An 18,807-nucleotide genomic window follows, 5' to 3' on the forward strand; every position below is an offset into this window, starting at 1 on the left:
GTTTGAGTCGGGAGTTTTAAGAAAACGTGAGGGTGGAAGGAAAGGCTCAACGTTGCTGCTCATTTCTCATGCAAATTAGCACGAAAGACATTGCTCTGTTTTTTAAGCGACCCATGCTAGAATGCGCGCCCTTTGTGGCAGGCGATATCTGCCATACTTGTTGTTTTTCCATTTAGCCGAGATTTCTCATGCCATTCTCTAAGCTGGGCTTAAGCCTGCCGATTGTTTCAGCCGTCACTGAACTTGGGTATACATCCCCAACGCCAATTCAAGAAAAAGCGATTCCTGCGATCTTGAAAGGTGAAAACCTACTGGCTGCTGCGCAAACCGGTACAGGTAAAACGGCCAGCTTTGTGCTGCCGATTTTAGAAATGCTGAGCCGTGGCGAGACCCAGCGCAAAAAGCGTGTGCGCGCGTTGATCCTTGCGCCTACGCGAGAGCTGGTGGCACAGGTTGAGAAGAATGCTGAGCAATATGCGAAGAACCTTTCGCTTACCACGCTAGCCATGTATGGCGGCAAAGAAATTGCGGCGCAAAAACAACGTTTGGTTGAAGGCGTGGATATTCTGGTCGCAACGCCAGGGCGTTTGTTGGATATGTATTCACAGCGCGCTGTTCATTTTGATGAGATTGAAATCTTGGTATTGGATGAAGCTGACCGCATGCTCGACATGGGCTTCATCGAAGACATCAACAAGATCATCGAGCGCTTGCCTGTTGATCGCCAAAATCTGCTGTTCTCAGCGACGTTGTCTGACAAAATTCGTTTCCTTGCGAAAACAGCAGTGCCAAACCCTGTTGAAATTTCAACGGCGAATTCACAAAGTAAACCAGATATTGAACAATGGCTGACGACTGTCGATAAAGACAAAAAATCAGCGCTGTTGAGCCATTTGATCATCGAGCAAGCGTGGGAGCAGGCGTTGATTTTCCTTGAAACTAAGCATGGTGCGGCCAAATTGGTTGAACAACTTGGTAAGCGTGGCATTCAAGCTGAGTCGTTCCACAGTGGCCGCAGCCAAGCGGTACGTGAGCAACTGTTGGAAGATTTCAAAGCCGGTGATCTGAAATTCTTGGTCGCAACCGGTGTTGCATCGCGCGGTATCGACATTGAAGAGTTAACGCGCGTTGTGAACTACGACCTGCCGTTCCCTGCGGACGATTACATTCACCGTATCGGTCGTACTGGCCGCGCGGGCGCGAAAGGTGAAGCGATCACCTTCTTGTCGAAGGATGATTTCAAAAACCTTTGTATGATTGAAAGCCGCCTTGGGCATTTGATTGAGCGTCGTGACATTGAAGGGTTTGAACCACGTAAACCTGTGCCGATTTCTGTTTTGAATTACGTGCCAAAGAACAAACCAAAAGGCGACAACGCTGATAAGCGTGATGCGAAAGCACCACGAAGCCCACGCTCAGGTGCGAAACCAAGCGGACGTTCAAACAACCAAGATCGTCGTCGCGCTGATGATAGCGCGAGTAAACCAGTATCGCGTCAGCGTTCAGAGTCAGGCCGCTCAAGTAGCCCTTGGGATTCGCTGAAGCCGAAAAAAAACAGCTAACGCAGAACACATAAGCACGCGAGTTATGTCGTCGAGTGTACTTAGCGTTTTTGTTTTACGAAGCCCGCAGTTGCGGGCTTTTTTGTACGCGGAATGAAATACTGCACTGTCGTCTTAAAAACGGGAGACATGAATTGACCTTGGCGCATTTCACCGCCATGGTTGAAATGGAGTATCACGCAGCAGAAATGGGTGTCGGTAACATGCACAGAGAAGCAACGCGCCAACAAGTCACGCAGAAAAACCGAATCAAGCAATCCGTATGGGTGGGTTTGAGCGCGTTGTTGCTTGGTGGTTGTGTTTCCCCTCAGCAAGACGCGTGGGTAACAATCAATGGCATTTCAGTCACGGCCGAAGGGGCGAACGATGTTAGCACGCAATGTCAAAACGCCATCCTAGCCAAAGTCGAGCGAGAGAACATCGACGCCACTCCTCAAGAGTGGGCGGAAGCCATGGATTTATGCATGCTTTCAAATGGCCTTGTTCGCAAAGATGATCTCTATGAATACACGCCAATTTTGGTCGAGGCCACGGCACGCAGAATCAATAGCGATGTGCCTGTAATGGTGGATGATGTGACGCGATTAGACTTGGTTGAAAACGACCGACGTACATTGCGCTTTTATCACACCATTTTGGATGATTTGGTCGAAGACATTAACCTCGAACAATTCAATCATGTCGTGCCCAAAATTGTGGCGAAGAACAGCTGCAGTGTCCGTCCTACCGCTGTGTTACTTGAGAATGACGTGGTCTTCCGCTACTTCTATTTCGATGCGGAAGGCGAAAAAATCTCTGACTTTGACGTCGATATTTCCGACTGCGAGCCATAATCGTCGCAAGGCGTCCTCTTGATTTTCTCACCTTCCCCCGTTGTTAGGGTTTACTCATTCCGCAGTGCCGCTATTCACTATCCGCGGTTCGGCACGCAATACAGAAGAACGCGCTTTTTACTTTCTGCTCTCTGCTGACATTGTTCTAACGACATATCAGCCTTGTCGTCTGAGTGTGCATGGGCGTGAACAATGAACGCAGGCTGCTCGAGTTCTGTAATGGTGCTTTGCAGATCCGTCGATACGCGTTTCGCTTTTCCATTCGAATAATATTGCGCCGAAAATGGGCGACTCCCTACATAGTAAAGATCGACGAAACGGGCTTCCGGTTGTTTCTCCCAAAGCGTCAGCAACGCGTTTTCCGCCGCTTTCCCAGTCAGGTTGAAATTTAAGGCGAGCGCAGCAAACAAGATCAGCACGGGCGTGGTTAAACCGGTTAAATAGGCGCGAGTGTTGAGCGGGTTTTCTGACTGATACAAGGCAATCAGCAATGCAAAAGCAGGTAGCCCAGGTAATACGTAGCTGGCGAGAATATTACCCGCGAAGGTGAACAGCACCAACGGCGACAGCATCCAACACCAAAGGTACTGCGCATACGCATTCGTGACACTCTCTTTTCCTTGTCGAAAACGTTTTAAGAGCTGCCAGAAGAACAAAGGCGTCCACGGCAGCGCAGCGATGGCGGCATATAACCAAATCGTGCCGCGTGGTTCGTTGTGCGCAGTGCCATACAAATCGCCTTCCCAGCCAGAAACCACAAAGCGCATGAAGTGCTCACCCACCAAGAAATAGTTCAGAAACCCCGGGGTTTTGAATTCTGCCAGCATGTACCACGGCAGCGAAATAGCCAGCATCAGCAAGGTGCCGCTTACCCAAGGGAGCGCGTGCAGTACTCGTCGCCAGCGACCATCAAGCACTGTCCAGCAAAAGAGGCTGATGCCAATCAATACCAGCGTAAGCGGGCCTTTGGCGAGCATGCCAATCGCAAGGCCGACGAAAAACAGGTAGCCCGCCAGTTTGGATTGGTGCTGAAACGCGAGCCAGAAACTCGCCATGCTGAGGGTGATACCGAGCGCTAGCGCAGTGTCGGTCATGACGGCACCAGAAATGACAATGAACGCAGTGCTCGTCGCCAAAACCGCGACTGACAGGATGGCTTCTTGCACGGACTTCCCCGCGCGAACACAAAACTGATAGGTGATGGTCAAGATAAGCACGCCCACAAAAAGATGCGGTACCCGAACGGCAAACTCATTATTGCCGAACAAACTTATTCCCCCCGCACTTAGCCATGCAAACAACGGCGGTTTTCCCCAAAAGGGCACATCGTAGTCGAACATGGGGGTGATCCAGTTTTGGGTTTCGAACATGATGCGCGCCATTTCGCCATAACGTGCTTCTGTCGTGTCCATCAGGGAATACATCGGCAAGGTGATGAGGCGAATGCCCAATGAAATGATCAGCGTTGCAAGGGCGAGCTGGGTCAGCGATAGGCGTGAAATGAAGTGTGGTATACGGTTCATGGTGTAGGGATCTCAGAAACAGCGGAAGTGGATGCTTTAGCGGTGTTTGAAGCTGATGCAGGTTTGACCGTTGAGGCGTTAAAAGATGACGTTGCTGCTGCCTTGGTAAATTGGGTATCCACCAAAAAGAGTGGGCGTTGTTTGGCTTCAATAAACAAACGGCCGAGGTATTCACCCAGCAAGCCAATGGAAAGCAACTGGACGCTGCCCAGTGTCAGCACGGTGAGCATCAGGCTGGGATACCCAGCAACGGGATCGCCCCACATGAGGGTTTTGAGCACGACGACCACGGCGATGCAAAGGGCACTGACTCCCGTCATTAATCCCGCATAAGTGGCGAGTCGAAGAGGTTTGGTGCTAAACGAAGTAATGCCTTCTGCGGCGAGGTTAAACAGCTGCGAGGTATTCCATTTGGTGGTGCCCGCGAAGCGAGGGTCACGGTCAAATTGAAGGACAGTGCGCTGAAAACCGGGCCACGCAAACAAGCCTTTCATAAAACGCGTGCGCTCGGGAAGGGCATTGATGGTGTCAACAACGCGCCTGTCCAACAGGCGGAAATCCCCAACGTTTTCAGGAATGGGCACGTCGCTCAGTCGATTCAACAGGGTATAGAACATACGCGCGGTGAACCGCTTGAATGCACTTTCACCCAAGCGAGCTTTACGCTGCATATCCACAACGTCGTAGCCTGATTGCCAAGCTTCAATCATCTCGGGGATAAGCTCCGGCGGGTCCTGAAGGTCGGCATCCAGCAATATAACGGCATCACCACGGGTGGCTTTTAATCCCGCCGACATGGCCGCTTCTTTGCCAAAGTTCCGGCTGAGCCGAATCAAGGTCACATCGTGGTGCTCAGCATCGAGTGCACTGGCAATGTTGGCGCTGTCGTCCTTACTGCCATCGTCCACATAGATGATTTCGCAGCGTGCGTTGAGTGTGTCGAGCACCGACAAAATGCGCTGGTGACACGCCGCGAGAACAGCTTGTTCATTAAAAAATGGCACCACCACAGAAAGGTACGGTGGGGCATGAGAAGTTGGCTGAGCTGGGAAATATCGAATTACTGTCAAAATGGGACCTCCTACGTCAGTGAGGGCCACATTACGAGGAGAGAAGTGAAAGAAAGGTCGTTCACTTTTTTTTTATGTTTTCTGTGCAAGAATAAAGAAGAATTCGGCAGCCAGGTTTAGTGAAAATGAAAATATTACTCGTTGAAGATCATGCAGATATTGCGGGTGTTATCTACGATTACTTCGAATTGCTTGGTCACACCATGGACCATGCATTATCCGGCACGCAGGCCCTAAATCTGGTGGAAGACAATCATTATGACGTCGTCATTCTCGATGTAATGTTACCCAAAATGGACGGCATGACGGTGTGCAAAAAACTGCGTGAAAATGGCGTAGATACCCCTGTGCTCATGCTGACAGCGATGGGCGAGCGAGAAGACATTCTCTCTGGCTTCGATCATGGCGCAGATGATTACTTGGTAAAGCCATTCGATTTGAAGATCCTTGAAGCACGGGTGTCGGCGCTTAATCGACGCCGCACGGGGCAAGTGTCCGTCCGCGAGTTGGTTTTTGGCGAACTGAGCTTATCTCTCACATCACACATTGCTGTTCGTCGTGAGTGTCAATTTACCCTTAACCCATCGTTATTTACTGTGCTCAAATTGCTGATGGCACGTGCTCCGCAAGTGGTGACGAAAGAAGAGTTGGCCACCGCGCTATGGGGCGATGACGAACCCGAAGGCAACGTGTTGCGCAGCCATGTCTATCAACTCAGAAACCTCATTGATAAACCGTTTGAGTTTGGGTATATCCGCACCGTTCCGAAGATTGGTTATCAATTGGTCGACAAACCGAGTGGCGCAGAATGAGCAAGATTAAATCCGCAAAACAGCTGACGTTTACATATTTTTCGATTGTGGCGTTTGCCATCATCACCATTCACTTTTCCGTGCTGGAAAGTACGGTTGAAAACCTCGAACATTTTACGGCTCAGCACCGATTGGAGTTGTTGGCAAATAGCCTGAAAGAGGTTGATATCGACAGTGACGAAGTGGTGCTCGACAATTTTTCGACCGCCTACATCGGCTATGGTGCGTTGCCCGATTCGCTCGAAATCAGCAAACAACTTGCGCTGAACAGTGCCGTAGAAATCTACAAAGCAGGGAGAGTCGGTCAAGAAACAGATTACTTTGTGATGAAAACTGAAGTGTTGATGAATGGTGAAATGCTCGATGCTTACATCGTCAACAATGATCCCATCTTTGAATTAAGCGAAGATAAAGCGTTGAACTCACAAACCAATCAGCTGCTCTTATCGTTTGGGTTGCTGATTTTAAGTTTGCTGGTCGTGCTAAAAATTGCGTCTAGGTTGACCAAGCCCTATTCGTCGCTCACCAATCAATTGAGTGCCAAACCCAAAGGGGACTTGTCACCCCTGACATTGCCAGCAGCAGGTAAAACAGTCGAGCTTGTGACCTTGACTGAAAGTATTAACACCTATCAATCGCAAATCGCTGAGATGCTGGAAAGAGAACGGGCGTTTAACCGTTTTGCGAGCCATGAATTACGCACACCGCTCATGGTATTACGCGGCAGTTTGTCTCTGCTTGAACACTCTAACGATCCTCATTTCGTTGATAAGCAGCGAGTGCGAATGACAACCGCAGTCGAAGCCATGCAAGACTATGTGGAGACCTTGTTATCACTGACGCGAGAGAAAGAAGATGCAGTCACACCGTGGCGACTAAACAGCGCCGAAATCGAGACCTTACTTTCACATTTTCAAATGTTGCTGGAAGAGAGAGACATCGACGTGTCGGTCAATGTCGAACATGCTCCGTGTTTGCGCGTGTCTCATAAAGCCGTCGGGATTTTAATTGGTAACTTGATTAAAAATGCTTTTGTGTACACCGAACAAGGGCACATCACTGTGCATGTTTCTTCAAACGCTGTCGTGATTAAAGACACGGGAGTGGGCCTAGAGAACGAGAGTAAGGCGAATCAAGGGTATGGATTGGGTTTGGTCATTGCGCAAGACATCGCACGAAAATATGGTTGGCAAATAGATCTAAAAGCGAATGAAGCGGGGGGATGCACGGCTAGCGTAACAGGGTTAGAAAACGAAGGGTTAAAGTAGCGCGTTGACATTTTTTTCACCTATCGTCTGGTTAACTAAACCTATCGATAAGGAGATACGTATTATGAAAAAAATGTTTGGGATTGCGTTGGGTGTTTTAGGTTTAGGGGTGATCGGTTTTATCGCACTAGTTGCCTACGAAAACACAATTTATGGTGAAAGTGATGTGGCAAATGGTAAACAAAAATATGTTGAAAACTGCCTTGTTTGCCACGGTCAGAAAGGTCACGGTGATGGTTTAGCTGCTGCGGCACTCCCTGAAAAACCTGTAAATTTGCACAAGAAATTTGGCCGTTTGAATCCGATAAAATCAGGGATCATTGGCGCAGTAATAGAAGGCCGTGATGGGGGCATGCCTGCGTTTGAAGGCGTGCTCACCAAAAACGACGTGAACGACATCATGGCATATGTGTTGGAGCAAAACGACGTGACAAACTAGTGTGCTTTTTAAGCAATTAGAACTGCGCCGCACAAACGGCATAGCCTGTCGATTATGCCCGCTGGCTGTGTCATAAATAATGCATCGCTCAATAATACATACCTCTTCACTCCGTGTTTATTGGGCTCTTGGTTTCAATCAGCGATCCACTGCCTTTTAAGCTGATACATCCGCAAGTGACATCTCATTTGTGGTCAACCTTCGTCTAACTTGACGAACACCCGCCAGCACCGTTTTGGTGTTTAGTGACAGCAACACAGTCGCTGGTGGGTGCGTTTTTTCCCCGATTTACACCGTCTTTTAAATTCGCCCCTTTATTTATCGGCCTCTAACCTCTCGCTAGCCCGCATTCCTCTGCCGATTTACACCGTAAATTTTTCCATCGTCTGCGTGAATTCGTTGATGAGACAACGTGGTTGTAAGTAGTGGGCTTTACCCAAACGAGTTGAAGATGACGGATTCAGCGAGATTGACTGGTGTTGTGATCGCGGCGTCCCTTTGTAGATGTAGTCACCTCCATCAAAAAGGGACAACAAAGAGCACGATGGCAGTCAACTCGCCCGTAGGGAGGCCCTCAATGCGCCCACTTCTTCGTTAGATGCCTCGGAAATGAGGTGACTATTCCTCGCGAAATTCGCCGCGAATTGAACGCACTGATGGCCTCTGGATACGAGCATCTTCAGGTCGTTTGGGTATGTAACCTTGCAAACAGTTGTTCGTCTCTTTACATAACTCGGCTAAGGTGAGGGCAAATTTAATGGGGTGTGATGATGAAAAAATGGCGTGTGTTACTAACAAGTGCTGTGGTGATGACGGCGCTAACGGCGTGTTCGTTGACTCCCCAAGATCATGCTGACAGCACGGTGTCCGGGTCTGTTGTGCAGATGGCTGAAATCAATGATGCCCGAGAGATCCGTGATATTTATGATCGCCAGTTAGGCGAATTGTCTCCGTATCAGCTTGGGCATTATGGGCTTCGTATGTATCGCCAGACTCAAGATGACTATTACAAAGGCGCGGTTTGGACGGATATGGCGCGGGTGGCGAGTCGTCTTAACGCGTATGCGGCAGACATTAACAGTCAAGCGGATGTAGAACGACTTGGTAAAGTGCGTCTGTCCCATTATGGATCTGGCGATTCTGAGCGAGATGCGTTGCGGCAGAAAGCGGGCATTGGGCGTGAAGAATATTTGGTGCTTGGTGCTGGGCTGATAAGCAGCATGGCGCGTGCCAATGAATATGGTTTGGCACACATTGAAGATGAGAAACTGCGTGACGTGTTGGGTTGGTATAACTTTAGTGTTTATGTCACCAACCCTGAAATGATTCGTGCTTGGGCTGCGCAGCTGGCGAACCAAGTGTATTGGCTGAAGCAACTTGGTGAAGATGATCTGACGAAAACATTCGAGTCCGCGTTTCGCGAAACCTACCCAGACAGCGAAGATACACAGCTCTCCACGCAGCAATTTAACAATAAATTGTATGGCATGACGCACATCATTCTCGCGGCATCAGAATATTACCGCGTGCCAGTGTCTGAATCAGATTTCGCGTGGATCTATACGTATTACCGCGACAATATAGATACGATTTTAGCGCGCTCAAAACCGGATGTGGTGGCTGAAATTGGCATCAGTTTTCTGCTGGCAGGGCTTGATGATGATCCTGTCGTCGAACGTGCACAAGCCTATGTTCGACAGGCGATTTCAGATCAAGCTGGCATCGTACCTTCTGTATCAGGTAGCGTCGATCTTGCCAAGGGTGAGCATCGCAACGTACTCGCCATCATGTTGCTTGATTGGCAAGGTGCGAATGCCGTGCCGATGGCGGGGCAGAAAAATGGCATTGTTTCATCTGTTCCCTGGGGGTTGGTACCGAAAGCGAAGCCCTAGTGGAAAAATCGAAACCCATAAAAAAGAGAAGCAGGGAACCCTGCTTCTCTTTTTTGTATTCGGAAATCAGTTTGTGCTGATTAGTGGCTATTAGCGAAAGCAGTGCGCCGCATAACGTGCCAAACCTGACGTGACAGAGCCAAAATAGTCTCCCGCCACAATCGGTACACCGGGAAGGGTGTTTTCCAACAAGGCACGAAGAATCGGGGAGCGCGCACTACCGCCTGTCATGAAGATCGCATCCGGTTTAGCATCAGCTTGCGCAATGGCATCTTGCACTAGCTCAGCGATACGCATCACTGGGTTGCTGATCGCCTCTGCCAATTGGTCAGATTGAATCGAAATCGTCAGCGCTTCGTTGCTTAGTGGCAGCAAATGTTGGGTGCTGGTTTGCTCAGAGAGCGCAATTTTGGCTTCTTCTGCGCAACGAACAATTTGATACCCTAAGGTTTCTTGCTGCACTTTGAGTAAGCGCCTAATTTTCTCAGGTTCGCTTGCGTCTCGGATCAATTGTTCTAACACTCGGCGGTTGGCTGATGTGTAGAAATCCGATTGTGCTGCGACGTTGTTGATCGCAATCGGGTTCCAAAACTGTGTAACGGGCATGGCAATGCCGCGTTGCAACGTGCTGTCTTTACCAAACAGTGGCATCAATTGCTCAAAGGCAAGATGGATATCGAGATCATTACCACCAATTCGGCATCCTGAGTGCGCGAGCAACGATGCACGACGATCTTCCAATCCGCGCCAGCTAGGGCCCATCTGGATTAAGCTGCAGTCAGTCGTACCGCCACCAATGTCGACCACAAGCACGGTTTTGTCTTCGGTCAATGCACTTTCGTATTCCAAACCAGCGGCAACAGGTTCGAACTGGAACACCGTGTCTTTAAAGCCTGCGCGTTTTGCCGCTGCAGTAAGAATCGATTCTGCTTGTTGGTTTGCACGTTCGCCGCCTATGCCTTGGAAGTTCACAGGGCGACCAATAACAGCACGTTCGATGTCTTGTTGTAGGCTTGCTTCGGCTTGTTGCTTGATGTTTGCCATCATGGCGCACACAAGATCTTCGAAGAAGCTCACTTGCACATCACGTAAACCCGTTGCACCAAGAAAAGACTTCGGTGACTTTACGTAATACACCTCTTCAGGATCTTCTAGGTAGGTTTCTAATGCAGAGCGACCAAAGCGTAAATCGCCAGGCTCTACATCGATGCCTTCTTCTCGGTTAAACGCGACGGCGCGACGCAGTAATTGCTCGCCCGTGGTGTCAGTCGGTTTAATGTCGAAATGACGCCACAGATACTCACTGACCGCCTCACGCGTGGGCGCACAAAGCGTCGATGGAATGAAAGGGCTATCGCCTTCAAGGGGCAATAAGCGTGGCGCTTCGTTTTCTATCACGGCGACAGAACAGTTAGCCGTTCCGTAATCAAAACCGATAAACATCAAAAACTCTCCAGCGTCAAAAAGGTCGGACAGTTTACGCGATTACGTCGACAAGACAAGGCGATAAACAGTGCATGTATTTTTCAGTGTATGCGTTCAAATGGGTGACGTGAGGGGGATGGGCCGTTGGTCTGCGATTGAATGATGTGAATCACATTCTTGCTCGTTTTTTTGTGTTCAATTTTTGCTTAAGAAAACTTTTTTCAAGTTTTTAATGGTTTGAAATGTCGATGTAATTTACCGAATGGCAGCGGGCGAACGGCAAAGATCAATGAGATAAAAGACGTGCTGTAATGTCCGGGAATTTGCTTTTATCCGTACTCTGCTAAATTTGAATAGCGACAGGTTCCTCTCCGATTGCTGCCTTCGATTTTGCAATTAACCGCCGTCGTTTATCAGTCTAGAAACGCATTCTTGATCAACCGCTCTCTGATTACTGGCTGGTGCAAATCCCCCTAATTAACCCTAGATATGCGTGGGTCTGTGACCTTGTAAACGCAAGTTGGAGAGACAATGTTGTCAGTTGATGGTGTCAAAGCGGTATGTTTTGAGTTGGACGGTACGTTAGTGGATACTGCGGCAGATATTCGTTATGCCGCAGAAGAAATGCTCAAAGACATCGGGCTTCCCTGTTTGAATGCAGAGCATGTCAGCGATTGGATGGGCGATGGCACTGACAAGCTGATCCATCGCATTTTATCGCGCCAAATCGATGGGTCTGTGCCTGATCCTATTTTTCGTTTGGGCAGCGCTCTGTTTCTTAAAGCTTATCAGCATCGTCAGCATGCAACAGCCACACTCTATGAGGGGGTCGATTCGCTGCTTCGCCAACTCACACGAAAGAAAATTCCTACAGTGTTGGTCACCAATCAATCTACCTTTCATGCGAACGAGATTCTGACAGTGTTGGGTATCCGCAATCATTTCTCGTCAGTATTAGGCCGAGATGCCTTGCAAGAACCTAAACCTTCCCCTGATGGGTTGTTGGAAGCGGCTTTGTTGCTGGGCCTCAAACCCGAACAGTTGCTCATGGTGGGAGGGAGTGTGAATGATGTAAATGCGGCGCGTGCCGTTGGGTGCCCGGTGGTGTGCGTGAATTATGGTTACAACTACGGCGTCGATATTCGTTTTTCTGCGCCAGACAGCGTGGTGACATCCATTTCGGATATCGCAACGTATTTTGACAGTGGTAAAAGCAAGTTGAGTGCATCGCGTACTCGACATGCCGCGCGCAAGCCAAAATCTGTCAATGAGAAGAGATAAACGTCTTTTTTGTTGTTCATTTTGCCCTCTTTGTTCATAAAAGGTGAAAAGCACTTAACCTGAATTCGTTAAGTGCTTTTCTTTGTCCTATAGTGCGAACGGGCAACACACTGAGTAATCACTCGATACAACAACACATAACAATGGCGATTGCTCGGGTCGTGTTTTGAATCAATGAGTATTTGTACTAGGGAGGGTACGTAATGTATCGCAAAGTATTGACGTTCTGGTTTGAGGAATTAACGCCGAAAGACTGGTTCTCAAAAAACGATGAGCTTGATAAACAGATCGCACAACGTTTTGGTGAAGTGCTGGAGCAGGCATCACGTGCAGAGCTATTTGATTGGCGAAGCTCAGCCAAAGGTCGCTTGGGAGAAATACTGGTGCTGGATCAGTTTTCTCGAAATATATATCGAGATACACCAAAAGCATTTGCGCAAGATCCTCTGGCGTTGGCTTTGGCGCAAGAAGCAATCAACCTAGGCATTGAAAGAGAGCTGAGTGAAATAGAACGTACTTTTATGTACATGCCATACATGCACAGTGAATCCCAGAAAGTGCACAAAGACGCTATGCAGCTTTTCAATAGCCTTGAAGATAAACAGTCTTATGAATATGAGATTAAGCACAAAGAAATTATCGATCGCTTTGGCCGTTATCCGCACCGTAATGCCATTTTAGGCAGGGAATGTACTGAAGAAGAAACGGCGTTTTTAAAACAACCAGGCTCAGGCTTTTAGGTGTCTCGTAGCGCGGTTCTATAAATCGCAACAAGACCAATTTAAAAGAGGCGCATAATGCGCCTCTTTTTCTTTTTGGTGGCCAACGCAGCGATTAATCGGCTCGCTGTTGAAATTCAGGCTTAGGTGTCACTCGTGGGTGAATCACGTCCAATGAATCCGGTAAGCCATGATCGTTGATCATTTGAGCGTGCATACGGCGTAGTTGTCGAGGTTCGGCAACACCACACGAATGGGCGATAACGCCGACTTCATACATTAAGTTTTTCGCATAGTGTGCAACGCGCTCGGCTTTGTCTGATACGACCAAACCGTGTTGCAGCTTAGGGTCGTGCGTGGTAATGCCAGTCGGGCAGGTGTTTTTATTGCACTGCAAGGCTTGGATACACCCTAACGAAAACATAAAACCACGCGCAGAAGTAATGAAATCAGCACCAATGCACAATGCCCATGCCACTTCCGCTGGGTTAATCAACTTGCCTGACACAATCACTTTAATCCGAGATTTCAAGCCATAGGTTTCCAAGATATCCACGACCATTGGCAAGCTGCGTTTGATGGGCAGGCCCATGAAATCCATGAGTGATTGAGGTGCTGCTCCAGTACCACCATCTGCTGAATCGATGGTGATGAAATCCGGTGCAGAATCGATACCGCGCTGGTGGATTTCTTCCATCAAGGTTTCCAGCCAACCATAAGCACCGATAACGGCTTTAAACCCGACGGGCTTTCCCGTTACCTTACGCACACGAGCGATCATATCGAGCAAATCGCTCACGCTGCGGATCTCGGTGTGTCCGTTCGGGCTGATTGAATCTTGGCCTTCTGGAATACCACGAATAGCGGCGATTTCAGCGTTCACTTTGTTCCCAGGTAAGATCCCGCCTTTGCCCGGTTTTGCTCCTTGGCTCATTTTAATTTCGAACATGCGTACTTGTTCGTTAGCGGCAATGGCTTGTAGCTTTTCATCGCTAAGGTTGCCTTGTTCGTCACGAACACCGTATTTGGCCGTACCAATTTGGAAAATGATGTCAGCGCCACCTTCAAGGTGATAAGGCGATAGGCCGCCTTCGCCTGTGTTCATCCAAACGCCTGCTTTCTTTGCGCCTTTAGATAAAGAGAGAACCGCAGGTACACTGAGCGCCCCAAAGCTCATGCCTGAGATATTAAAGAAACTTGATGTGGTAAATGGTGTTGTTGCCACACCCTCGCCGAACGTCACGGCGCTCGCAGGAACGGCATCTTCTGAAAGCGTAGGGAACGGGCAGTTTAGGAATATCACATCCCCCGGTTGGTTTAGCGGTCGAGTCGAACCGAATGCGACAGTGCTATCCACGTTTTTTGCAGCACGGTAAACCCAGCTACGTTGCGCTCGGTTGAACGGCAGTTCGTCACGGTCTAATGCAAAGAAGTACTGGCGGAAAAACTCCCCCATGTGTTCGAACCAGTAACGAAAGCGACCTACGACAGGGTAGTTTCGTCGAATCGCTTGTTGCGTCTGAGTGACGTCACGAATGTAGATATAGATGATAGATAACACCGCGCAACCGATGAGAAACACGAAAAGTGCAGCGCTGAACTCGAGTAGCTTTGTCGCCCAGCTGGTAACAACGTCCATTTTGTTTCCTTCTATTTATTGTATTTTTGAATGCTCACGAATCAATAGACCGCCCCTACGAGGCTATACTTTCTTCGTGATCAAGAAGGCTCGATAAAGTCGCTCATCGGCTCGTTGTTATCGGCGTGTGAGAAATGTCTTTGCGAAGAGAGCGGTCTAGTTGGTTGATAGGGTTAACTTATCGAGACATTCAAGGTGTTGATCGCTTGAGTGCGCGAAGCAGTAATAAAGAGAATCTGTATTTAAAGAGAAAGCAGATAAAAACCTGTATTACGCGCTTTGTTGTGCAACGGAGGAAGCAATGAAAAATGACTTAAATCCTGCGAGATTGCTGGAAGCGTTTGAAATCGTCATGGCGAAGGGTGAGAAGACTGAGCTCGGGAAGATCTATGAAGGCATCGAAGCGATGACAGACTATGATGGATACAACGTTTACCTGCGAGGAAGCGGGGTAGAACTCCACATCGGTTTTCACAATACCTATGACTTGAAATACGACCAAGCCCATCAACGAGACAGCTTCCTAAAGAAGATTGATGCGTTGCTGAGTGCATAGACAAGATAACCAAAGAAAACAGAGTGACGTCAGATAGAACCTTTCCTTTTTAGGTGGATTGTATTGATGAAAAAAAGCCCTGAATCGTCAGGGCTTTCTGTTTTTACGCGGTGGCGTGTTTGCTCTGTTCTTGTGGTTTAGGTTTGTTCATGCTCACCAAGAAACGCGTGAATCGCGACGTTTCCAGTGCGATGACCAGTCCAAACGAAAGAAGCAGAGTTAATGGGGCGAGTAAAGCATCGCGGACAATGCCTTCAATGGAATAAGCGCCAAACACATTGAACAGCATGAGCATCACAACAAAGTGAGCCACATACACCCCTAAGACGCGTTGACTCAAGGCGAACGTCAGCGGTGTGTTTCCCCAGTTCGGATGATTAAGCAATAACGCAAACAAGCCAATAGCCATGATAGGTGTGCCAATCAAGAAGTCGTGATTCGCCATCCAAACATCAAATCGAGCAAGGTTAAAACCTTCCGCAAGGCAAAGTCCCATGCCGCCAATCAACATTGTCCAAGCGGTTCGCGTTGAAAATTGTATGTCTCTGCGACGCATTTCCGCGCCAGCGACCACCATTAACAAACTAAAAAACGGGCCATTGCGACTAAAGATAGGTGTTTCACCTTCCATGATTGGCTGATAGCTGCCAGCACCTAACCCCCAGACATAAAGCCCAAGTGCGAGCGGCACCATCAAGGTTTCTTGTCGTTTGCTGATGAGTAACGCTATGATCCCAAGTGCGCAAAGCAATCCCGGTATATACCAAAGATGCACCAACCCACCTTCAAAGAGGGTGTTGAGCGGTGTCTTCAACAGGAAGTCCCAGTAGCCAGATCGTTCAGCGAGATAACCTTGTGACATCACAACGTCAAATCTAAATGGCAGTAGTAGGTAGATGACACTCCATGCTAACCAAATGAGCGAAAGAGGCTTGGCATAGTGAAGAAAGGTTTTTTTAGGGTGTTGAGTGAGTTTGGGTTGAACAAAGTAGCCCGTGAGCAAAAAGAAAAAGGGCACGGCAAATCGGCAGATTTGATTGATAACATCTGAAAGTGTATTGATGGATTCGTTATACATTTCACCGCGTAATGGACCCGAATGGATAACAACGACGGCAAAAATGGCGAGAACGCGGCCCATCTCGAGAGATGATAATCGAGGAGACGACATGAAAGCTCCTAGCTAAAGCGGTAACACAAAAAATCGTGGCGTTAAGAAGTGCGTTGAATATAAAGAAAAACCGTTAGGATTCTGAGGTGGGTTTCTCGAATTTGCGAAAAGGTGAGAGTTTCGTCGTGAAAGTGACATTGTGTTGCGCGAAAAAGCATCAGGTTATCTAGTGCAAAAATAAATCATCACGATTCAATTTTCGGTTCTACCCTTATTTCTGCTTGTTGGAATGACACCTACAACAAAAAGTGGGTAGAAAATGGCTCGCATCTGTTCAGAAATGTGCCAAGAAATGCCTAGGCTGACACTTATCTTAGCTCACTGTGTTCTACATGTTTCTTTACGCGGCAACGCCTGCTATAATTCCCGCCCTTATATAAGCCAGTAATTGTTTATAGAGACGAACAATGACAGATCTAAGTAAATACAGAAACATTGGTATTTTCGCGCACGTTGATGCGGGTAAAACCACTACTACCGAGCGTATCCTTAAGCTAACCGGTCAAATCCACAAAACTGGTGAGGTTCACGATGGTGAATCTACTACCGACTTTATGGAACAGGAAGCTGAGCGTGGTATTACCATCCAGTCTGCAGCAGTAAGCTGTTTCTGGAATGGCCACCGTTTCAACGTTATCGATACTCCGGGACACGTTGACTTCACCGTAGAAGTTTACCGTTCACTGAAAGTACTTGATGGTGGTATCGGTGTTTTCTGTGGTTCTGGTGGTGTTGAGCCTCAGTCAGAAACTAACTGGCGCTACGCGAACGAATCAGAAGTTGCACGTATCATCTTCGTTAACAAACTAGACCGTATGGGTGCTGACTTCTTCCGTGTTGTTAAGCAAACTAAAGACGTTCTAGCTGCTAACCCACTGGTTATGGTTCTACCAATCGGTATCGAAGACGAATTCTGCGGTGTTGTAGACCTTCTGACTCGTAAAGCATACGTTTGGGATGACTCTGGTCTTCCTGAAAACTACGAAGTTAAAGATGTTCCTGAAGACATGCTTGACCAAGTAGAAGAATACCGTGAGATGCTAGTTGAGACTGCTGTAGAGCAGGACGACGACCTAATGGAAGCATACATGGAAGGCGAAGAGCCATCTATTGAGCAGCTTAAAGCATGTATCCGTAAGGGTACTCGCACAATGGACTTCTTCCCAGCTTACTGTGGTTCAGCGTTCAAGAACAAAGGTATGCAACTTATCCTTGATGCAGTTGTAGATTACCTTCCTTCTCCAACAGAAGTTGATCCACAACCTCTGATGGATGAGAACGGCGAAGAAACTGGCGATCACGCTATCGTTTCTGCTGACGAATCATTCAAAGCGCTTGCATTCAAAATCATGGATGACCGCTTTGGTGCACTAACATTCGTACGTATTTACTCTGGTAAACTGAACAAGGGTGACACCATCCTTAACTCGTTCACCGGTAAAACTGAGCGTGTTGGCCGTATGGTTGAGATGCAAGCGGATGACCGTAACGAACTAACTAGCGCTCAAGCTGGTGATATCATCGCTATCGTTGGTATGAAGAACGTTCAAACTGGTCACACTCTGTGTGATCCTAAGAACTCTGTAACACTTGAGCCGATGGTATTCCCAATCCCAGTTATCTCAATCGCAGTTGCTCCTAAAGACAAAGGCGGTTCTGAGAAAATGGGTATCGCAATCGGTAAAATGGTTGCAGAAGATCCATCTTTCCAAGTTGAAACTGACGAAGAAACTGGCGAAACCATCCTTAAAGGTATGGGTGAACTTCACCTAGATATCAAAGTTGATATCCTGAAGCGTACTTACGGCGTAGACCTGATTGTTGGTCAACCTCAAGTTGCTTACCGTGAAACTATCACTAAGCCAGTTGAAGACAGCTACACGCACAAGAAACAGTCTGGTGGTTCTGGTCAGTTCGGTAAGATCGACTACATCATGAAACCAGGTGAAGTTGGTACAGGCTTTAAGTTCACGTCTTCTGTAGTGGGCGGTAACGTTCCTAAAGAATTCTGGCCTGCAATCGAGAAAGGCTTCAAAGGCATGATGGATACCGGTGTTCTTGCTGGCTTCCCTGTTCTTGACGTTGAAATCGAGCTTCTTGATGGTGCATTCCACGCAGTCGATTCATCTGCAGTAGCATTTGAAATCGCAGCGAAAGGCGCATTCCGTCAATCTATGCCTAAAGCGGGTGCTCAACTTCTAGAGCCTATCATGGCTGTAGACGTGTTCACTCCAGATGACCACGTTGGTGACGTAATCGGTGACCTTAACCGTCGTCGCGGCATGATCAAAGACCAAATGGCTGGCGTAACGGGTGTTCGTGTTAAAGCGGACGTACCATTGTCAGAAATGTTCGGTTACATCGGTACACTGCGTACTATGACTTCTGGTCGTGGTCAATTCTCTATGGAATTCGCGCATTACTCACCATGTCCTGCGAACGTTTCAGAGAAAGTTATTGCTGACGTTAAAGCAGCGAACGCTAAGAAGTAATTCTTAACATTCGTCACGCTAATAAAAGCCCCGCATGCGAAAGCCTGCGGGGCTTTTTTATTGTGTGTTGTAAGTGAACTTCAGCATAATGTTTTCACACTTTCACACTTTCACACTTTCACACT

At 48.1% G+C, this 18,807-nt stretch carries 15 protein-coding genes; 10 read left to right on the forward strand and 5 right to left on the reverse strand.

Annotated features, from left to right (window positions below):
• The first annotated feature begins 188 nt into the window (after positions 1 to 188).
• The gene (locus BCT27_RS04540) at positions 189 to 1,562 is read left to right on the forward strand and encodes a DEAD/DEAH box helicase (protein WP_102395168.1); all 1,374 of its coding nucleotides are present in this window, start codon (positions 189 to 191) and stop codon (positions 1,560 to 1,562) included.
• 134 nt (positions 1,563 to 1,696) lie between these two features.
• Positions 1,697 to 2,395: a hypothetical protein gene (locus tag BCT27_RS04545; RefSeq protein ID WP_241908504.1), complete on the forward strand. Its 699-nt coding sequence runs from the start codon at positions 1,697 to 1,699 to the stop codon at positions 2,393 to 2,395.
• Positions 2,396 to 2,472: 77 nt separating this feature from the next.
• On the opposite strand, the gene BCT27_RS04550 is transcribed toward BCT27_RS04545, so the two are convergent.
• Both BCT27_RS04550 and BCT27_RS04555 read right to left on the reverse strand, forming a co-directional pair.
• Positions 2,473 to 3,918, reverse strand: coding sequence for an ArnT family glycosyltransferase (locus tag BCT27_RS04550; RefSeq protein WP_102395169.1), 1,446 nt, complete (start codon positions 3,916 to 3,918; stop codon positions 2,473 to 2,475).
• Positions 3,915 to 4,988, reverse strand: a complete 1,074-nt coding sequence (locus tag BCT27_RS04555) for a glycosyltransferase family 2 protein (protein WP_102391252.1) — start codon at positions 4,986 to 4,988, stop codon at positions 3,915 to 3,917. The genes BCT27_RS04550 and BCT27_RS04555 overlap by 4 nt, the downstream gene beginning before the upstream one ends.
• Positions 4,989 to 5,113: 125 nt before the next feature.
• Here BCT27_RS04555 and BCT27_RS04560 point away from each other — a divergent pair, with 125 nt between their 5' ends.
• The 4 genes from BCT27_RS04560 (at position 5,114) to BCT27_RS04575 (ending at position 9,399) form a co-directional block, all read left to right on the forward strand.
• Positions 5,114 to 5,800, forward strand: a complete 687-nt coding sequence (locus BCT27_RS04560; protein ID WP_102315846.1) for a response regulator transcription factor — start codon at positions 5,114 to 5,116, stop codon at positions 5,798 to 5,800.
• A complete protein-coding gene (locus tag BCT27_RS04565) occupies positions 5,797 to 7,068 on the forward strand; it encodes a sensor histidine kinase (protein ID WP_102395170.1) in 1,272 nt (423 codons plus the stop codon). The genes BCT27_RS04560 and BCT27_RS04565 overlap by 4 nt, the downstream gene beginning before the upstream one ends.
• A 64-nt stretch (positions 7,069 to 7,132) precedes the next feature.
• The gene (locus tag BCT27_RS04570) at positions 7,133 to 7,507 is read left to right on the forward strand and encodes a c-type cytochrome (protein WP_102315848.1); all 375 of its coding nucleotides are present in this window, start codon (positions 7,133 to 7,135) and stop codon (positions 7,505 to 7,507) included.
• A gap of 767 nt (positions 7,508 to 8,274) precedes the next feature.
• Positions 8,275 to 9,399, forward strand: coding sequence for a DUF3541 domain-containing protein (locus BCT27_RS04575; RefSeq protein WP_102395171.1), 1,125 nt, complete (start codon positions 8,275 to 8,277; stop codon positions 9,397 to 9,399).
• A gap of 90 nt (positions 9,400 to 9,489) precedes the next feature.
• On the opposite strand, the gene yegD is transcribed toward BCT27_RS04575, so the two are convergent.
• Entirely contained in the window at positions 9,490 to 10,842 is a 1,353-nt protein-coding gene (gene yegD / locus BCT27_RS04580) for a molecular chaperone (protein ID WP_102315850.1), read from the reverse strand.
• Positions 10,843 to 11,355: 513 nt separating this feature from the next.
• Here yegD and BCT27_RS04585 point away from each other — a divergent pair.
• Together BCT27_RS04585 and BCT27_RS04590 are read left to right on the forward strand one after the other, a co-directional pair.
• Positions 11,356 to 12,105 (forward strand): HAD-IA family hydrolase, encoded by a 750-nt coding sequence (locus tag BCT27_RS04585; RefSeq protein WP_102395172.1) that lies wholly within the window; start codon positions 11,356 to 11,358, stop codon positions 12,103 to 12,105.
• 203 nt (positions 12,106 to 12,308) lie between these two features.
• A complete protein-coding gene (locus BCT27_RS04590; RefSeq protein WP_102395173.1) occupies positions 12,309 to 12,845 on the forward strand; it encodes a DUF924 family protein in 537 nt (178 codons plus the stop codon).
• 94 nt (positions 12,846 to 12,939) lie between these two features.
• On the opposite strand, the gene BCT27_RS04595 is transcribed toward BCT27_RS04590, so the two are convergent.
• Positions 12,940 to 14,463 carry an FMN-binding glutamate synthase family protein gene (locus tag BCT27_RS04595; RefSeq protein ID WP_102395174.1) on the reverse strand — a complete coding sequence of 508 codons (1,524 nt, stop codon included), beginning with the start codon at positions 14,461 to 14,463 and terminating at the stop codon, positions 12,940 to 12,942.
• A 301-nt stretch (positions 14,464 to 14,764) separates the two neighbouring features.
• Here BCT27_RS04595 and BCT27_RS04600 point away from each other — a divergent pair, with 301 nt between their 5' ends.
• Entirely contained in the window at positions 14,765 to 15,019 is a 255-nt protein-coding gene (locus tag BCT27_RS04600) for a DUF3081 domain-containing protein (protein ID WP_017014978.1), read from the forward strand.
• Positions 15,020 to 15,122: 103 nt separating this feature from the next.
• Here BCT27_RS04600 and BCT27_RS04605 read toward each other — a convergent pair whose 3' ends face one another.
• Complete coding sequence (locus BCT27_RS04605; protein WP_102395175.1) at positions 15,123 to 16,190, reverse strand: acyltransferase; 1,068 nt, start codon at positions 16,188 to 16,190, stop codon at positions 15,123 to 15,125.
• Positions 16,191 to 16,597: 407 nt separating this feature from the next.
• Here BCT27_RS04605 and fusA point away from each other — a divergent pair, with 407 nt between their 5' ends.
• Entirely contained in the window at positions 16,598 to 18,682 is a 2,085-nt protein-coding gene (gene fusA, locus BCT27_RS04610; protein ID WP_102391247.1) for an elongation factor G, read from the forward strand.
• Positions 18,683 to 18,807: the final 125 nt, after the last annotated feature.

This window comes from Enterovibrio norvegicus (assembly GCF_002876705.1).
In the GTDB taxonomy this organism is placed as follows: Bacteria; Pseudomonadota; Gammaproteobacteria; order Enterobacterales; family Vibrionaceae; genus Enterovibrio; species Enterovibrio norvegicus_B.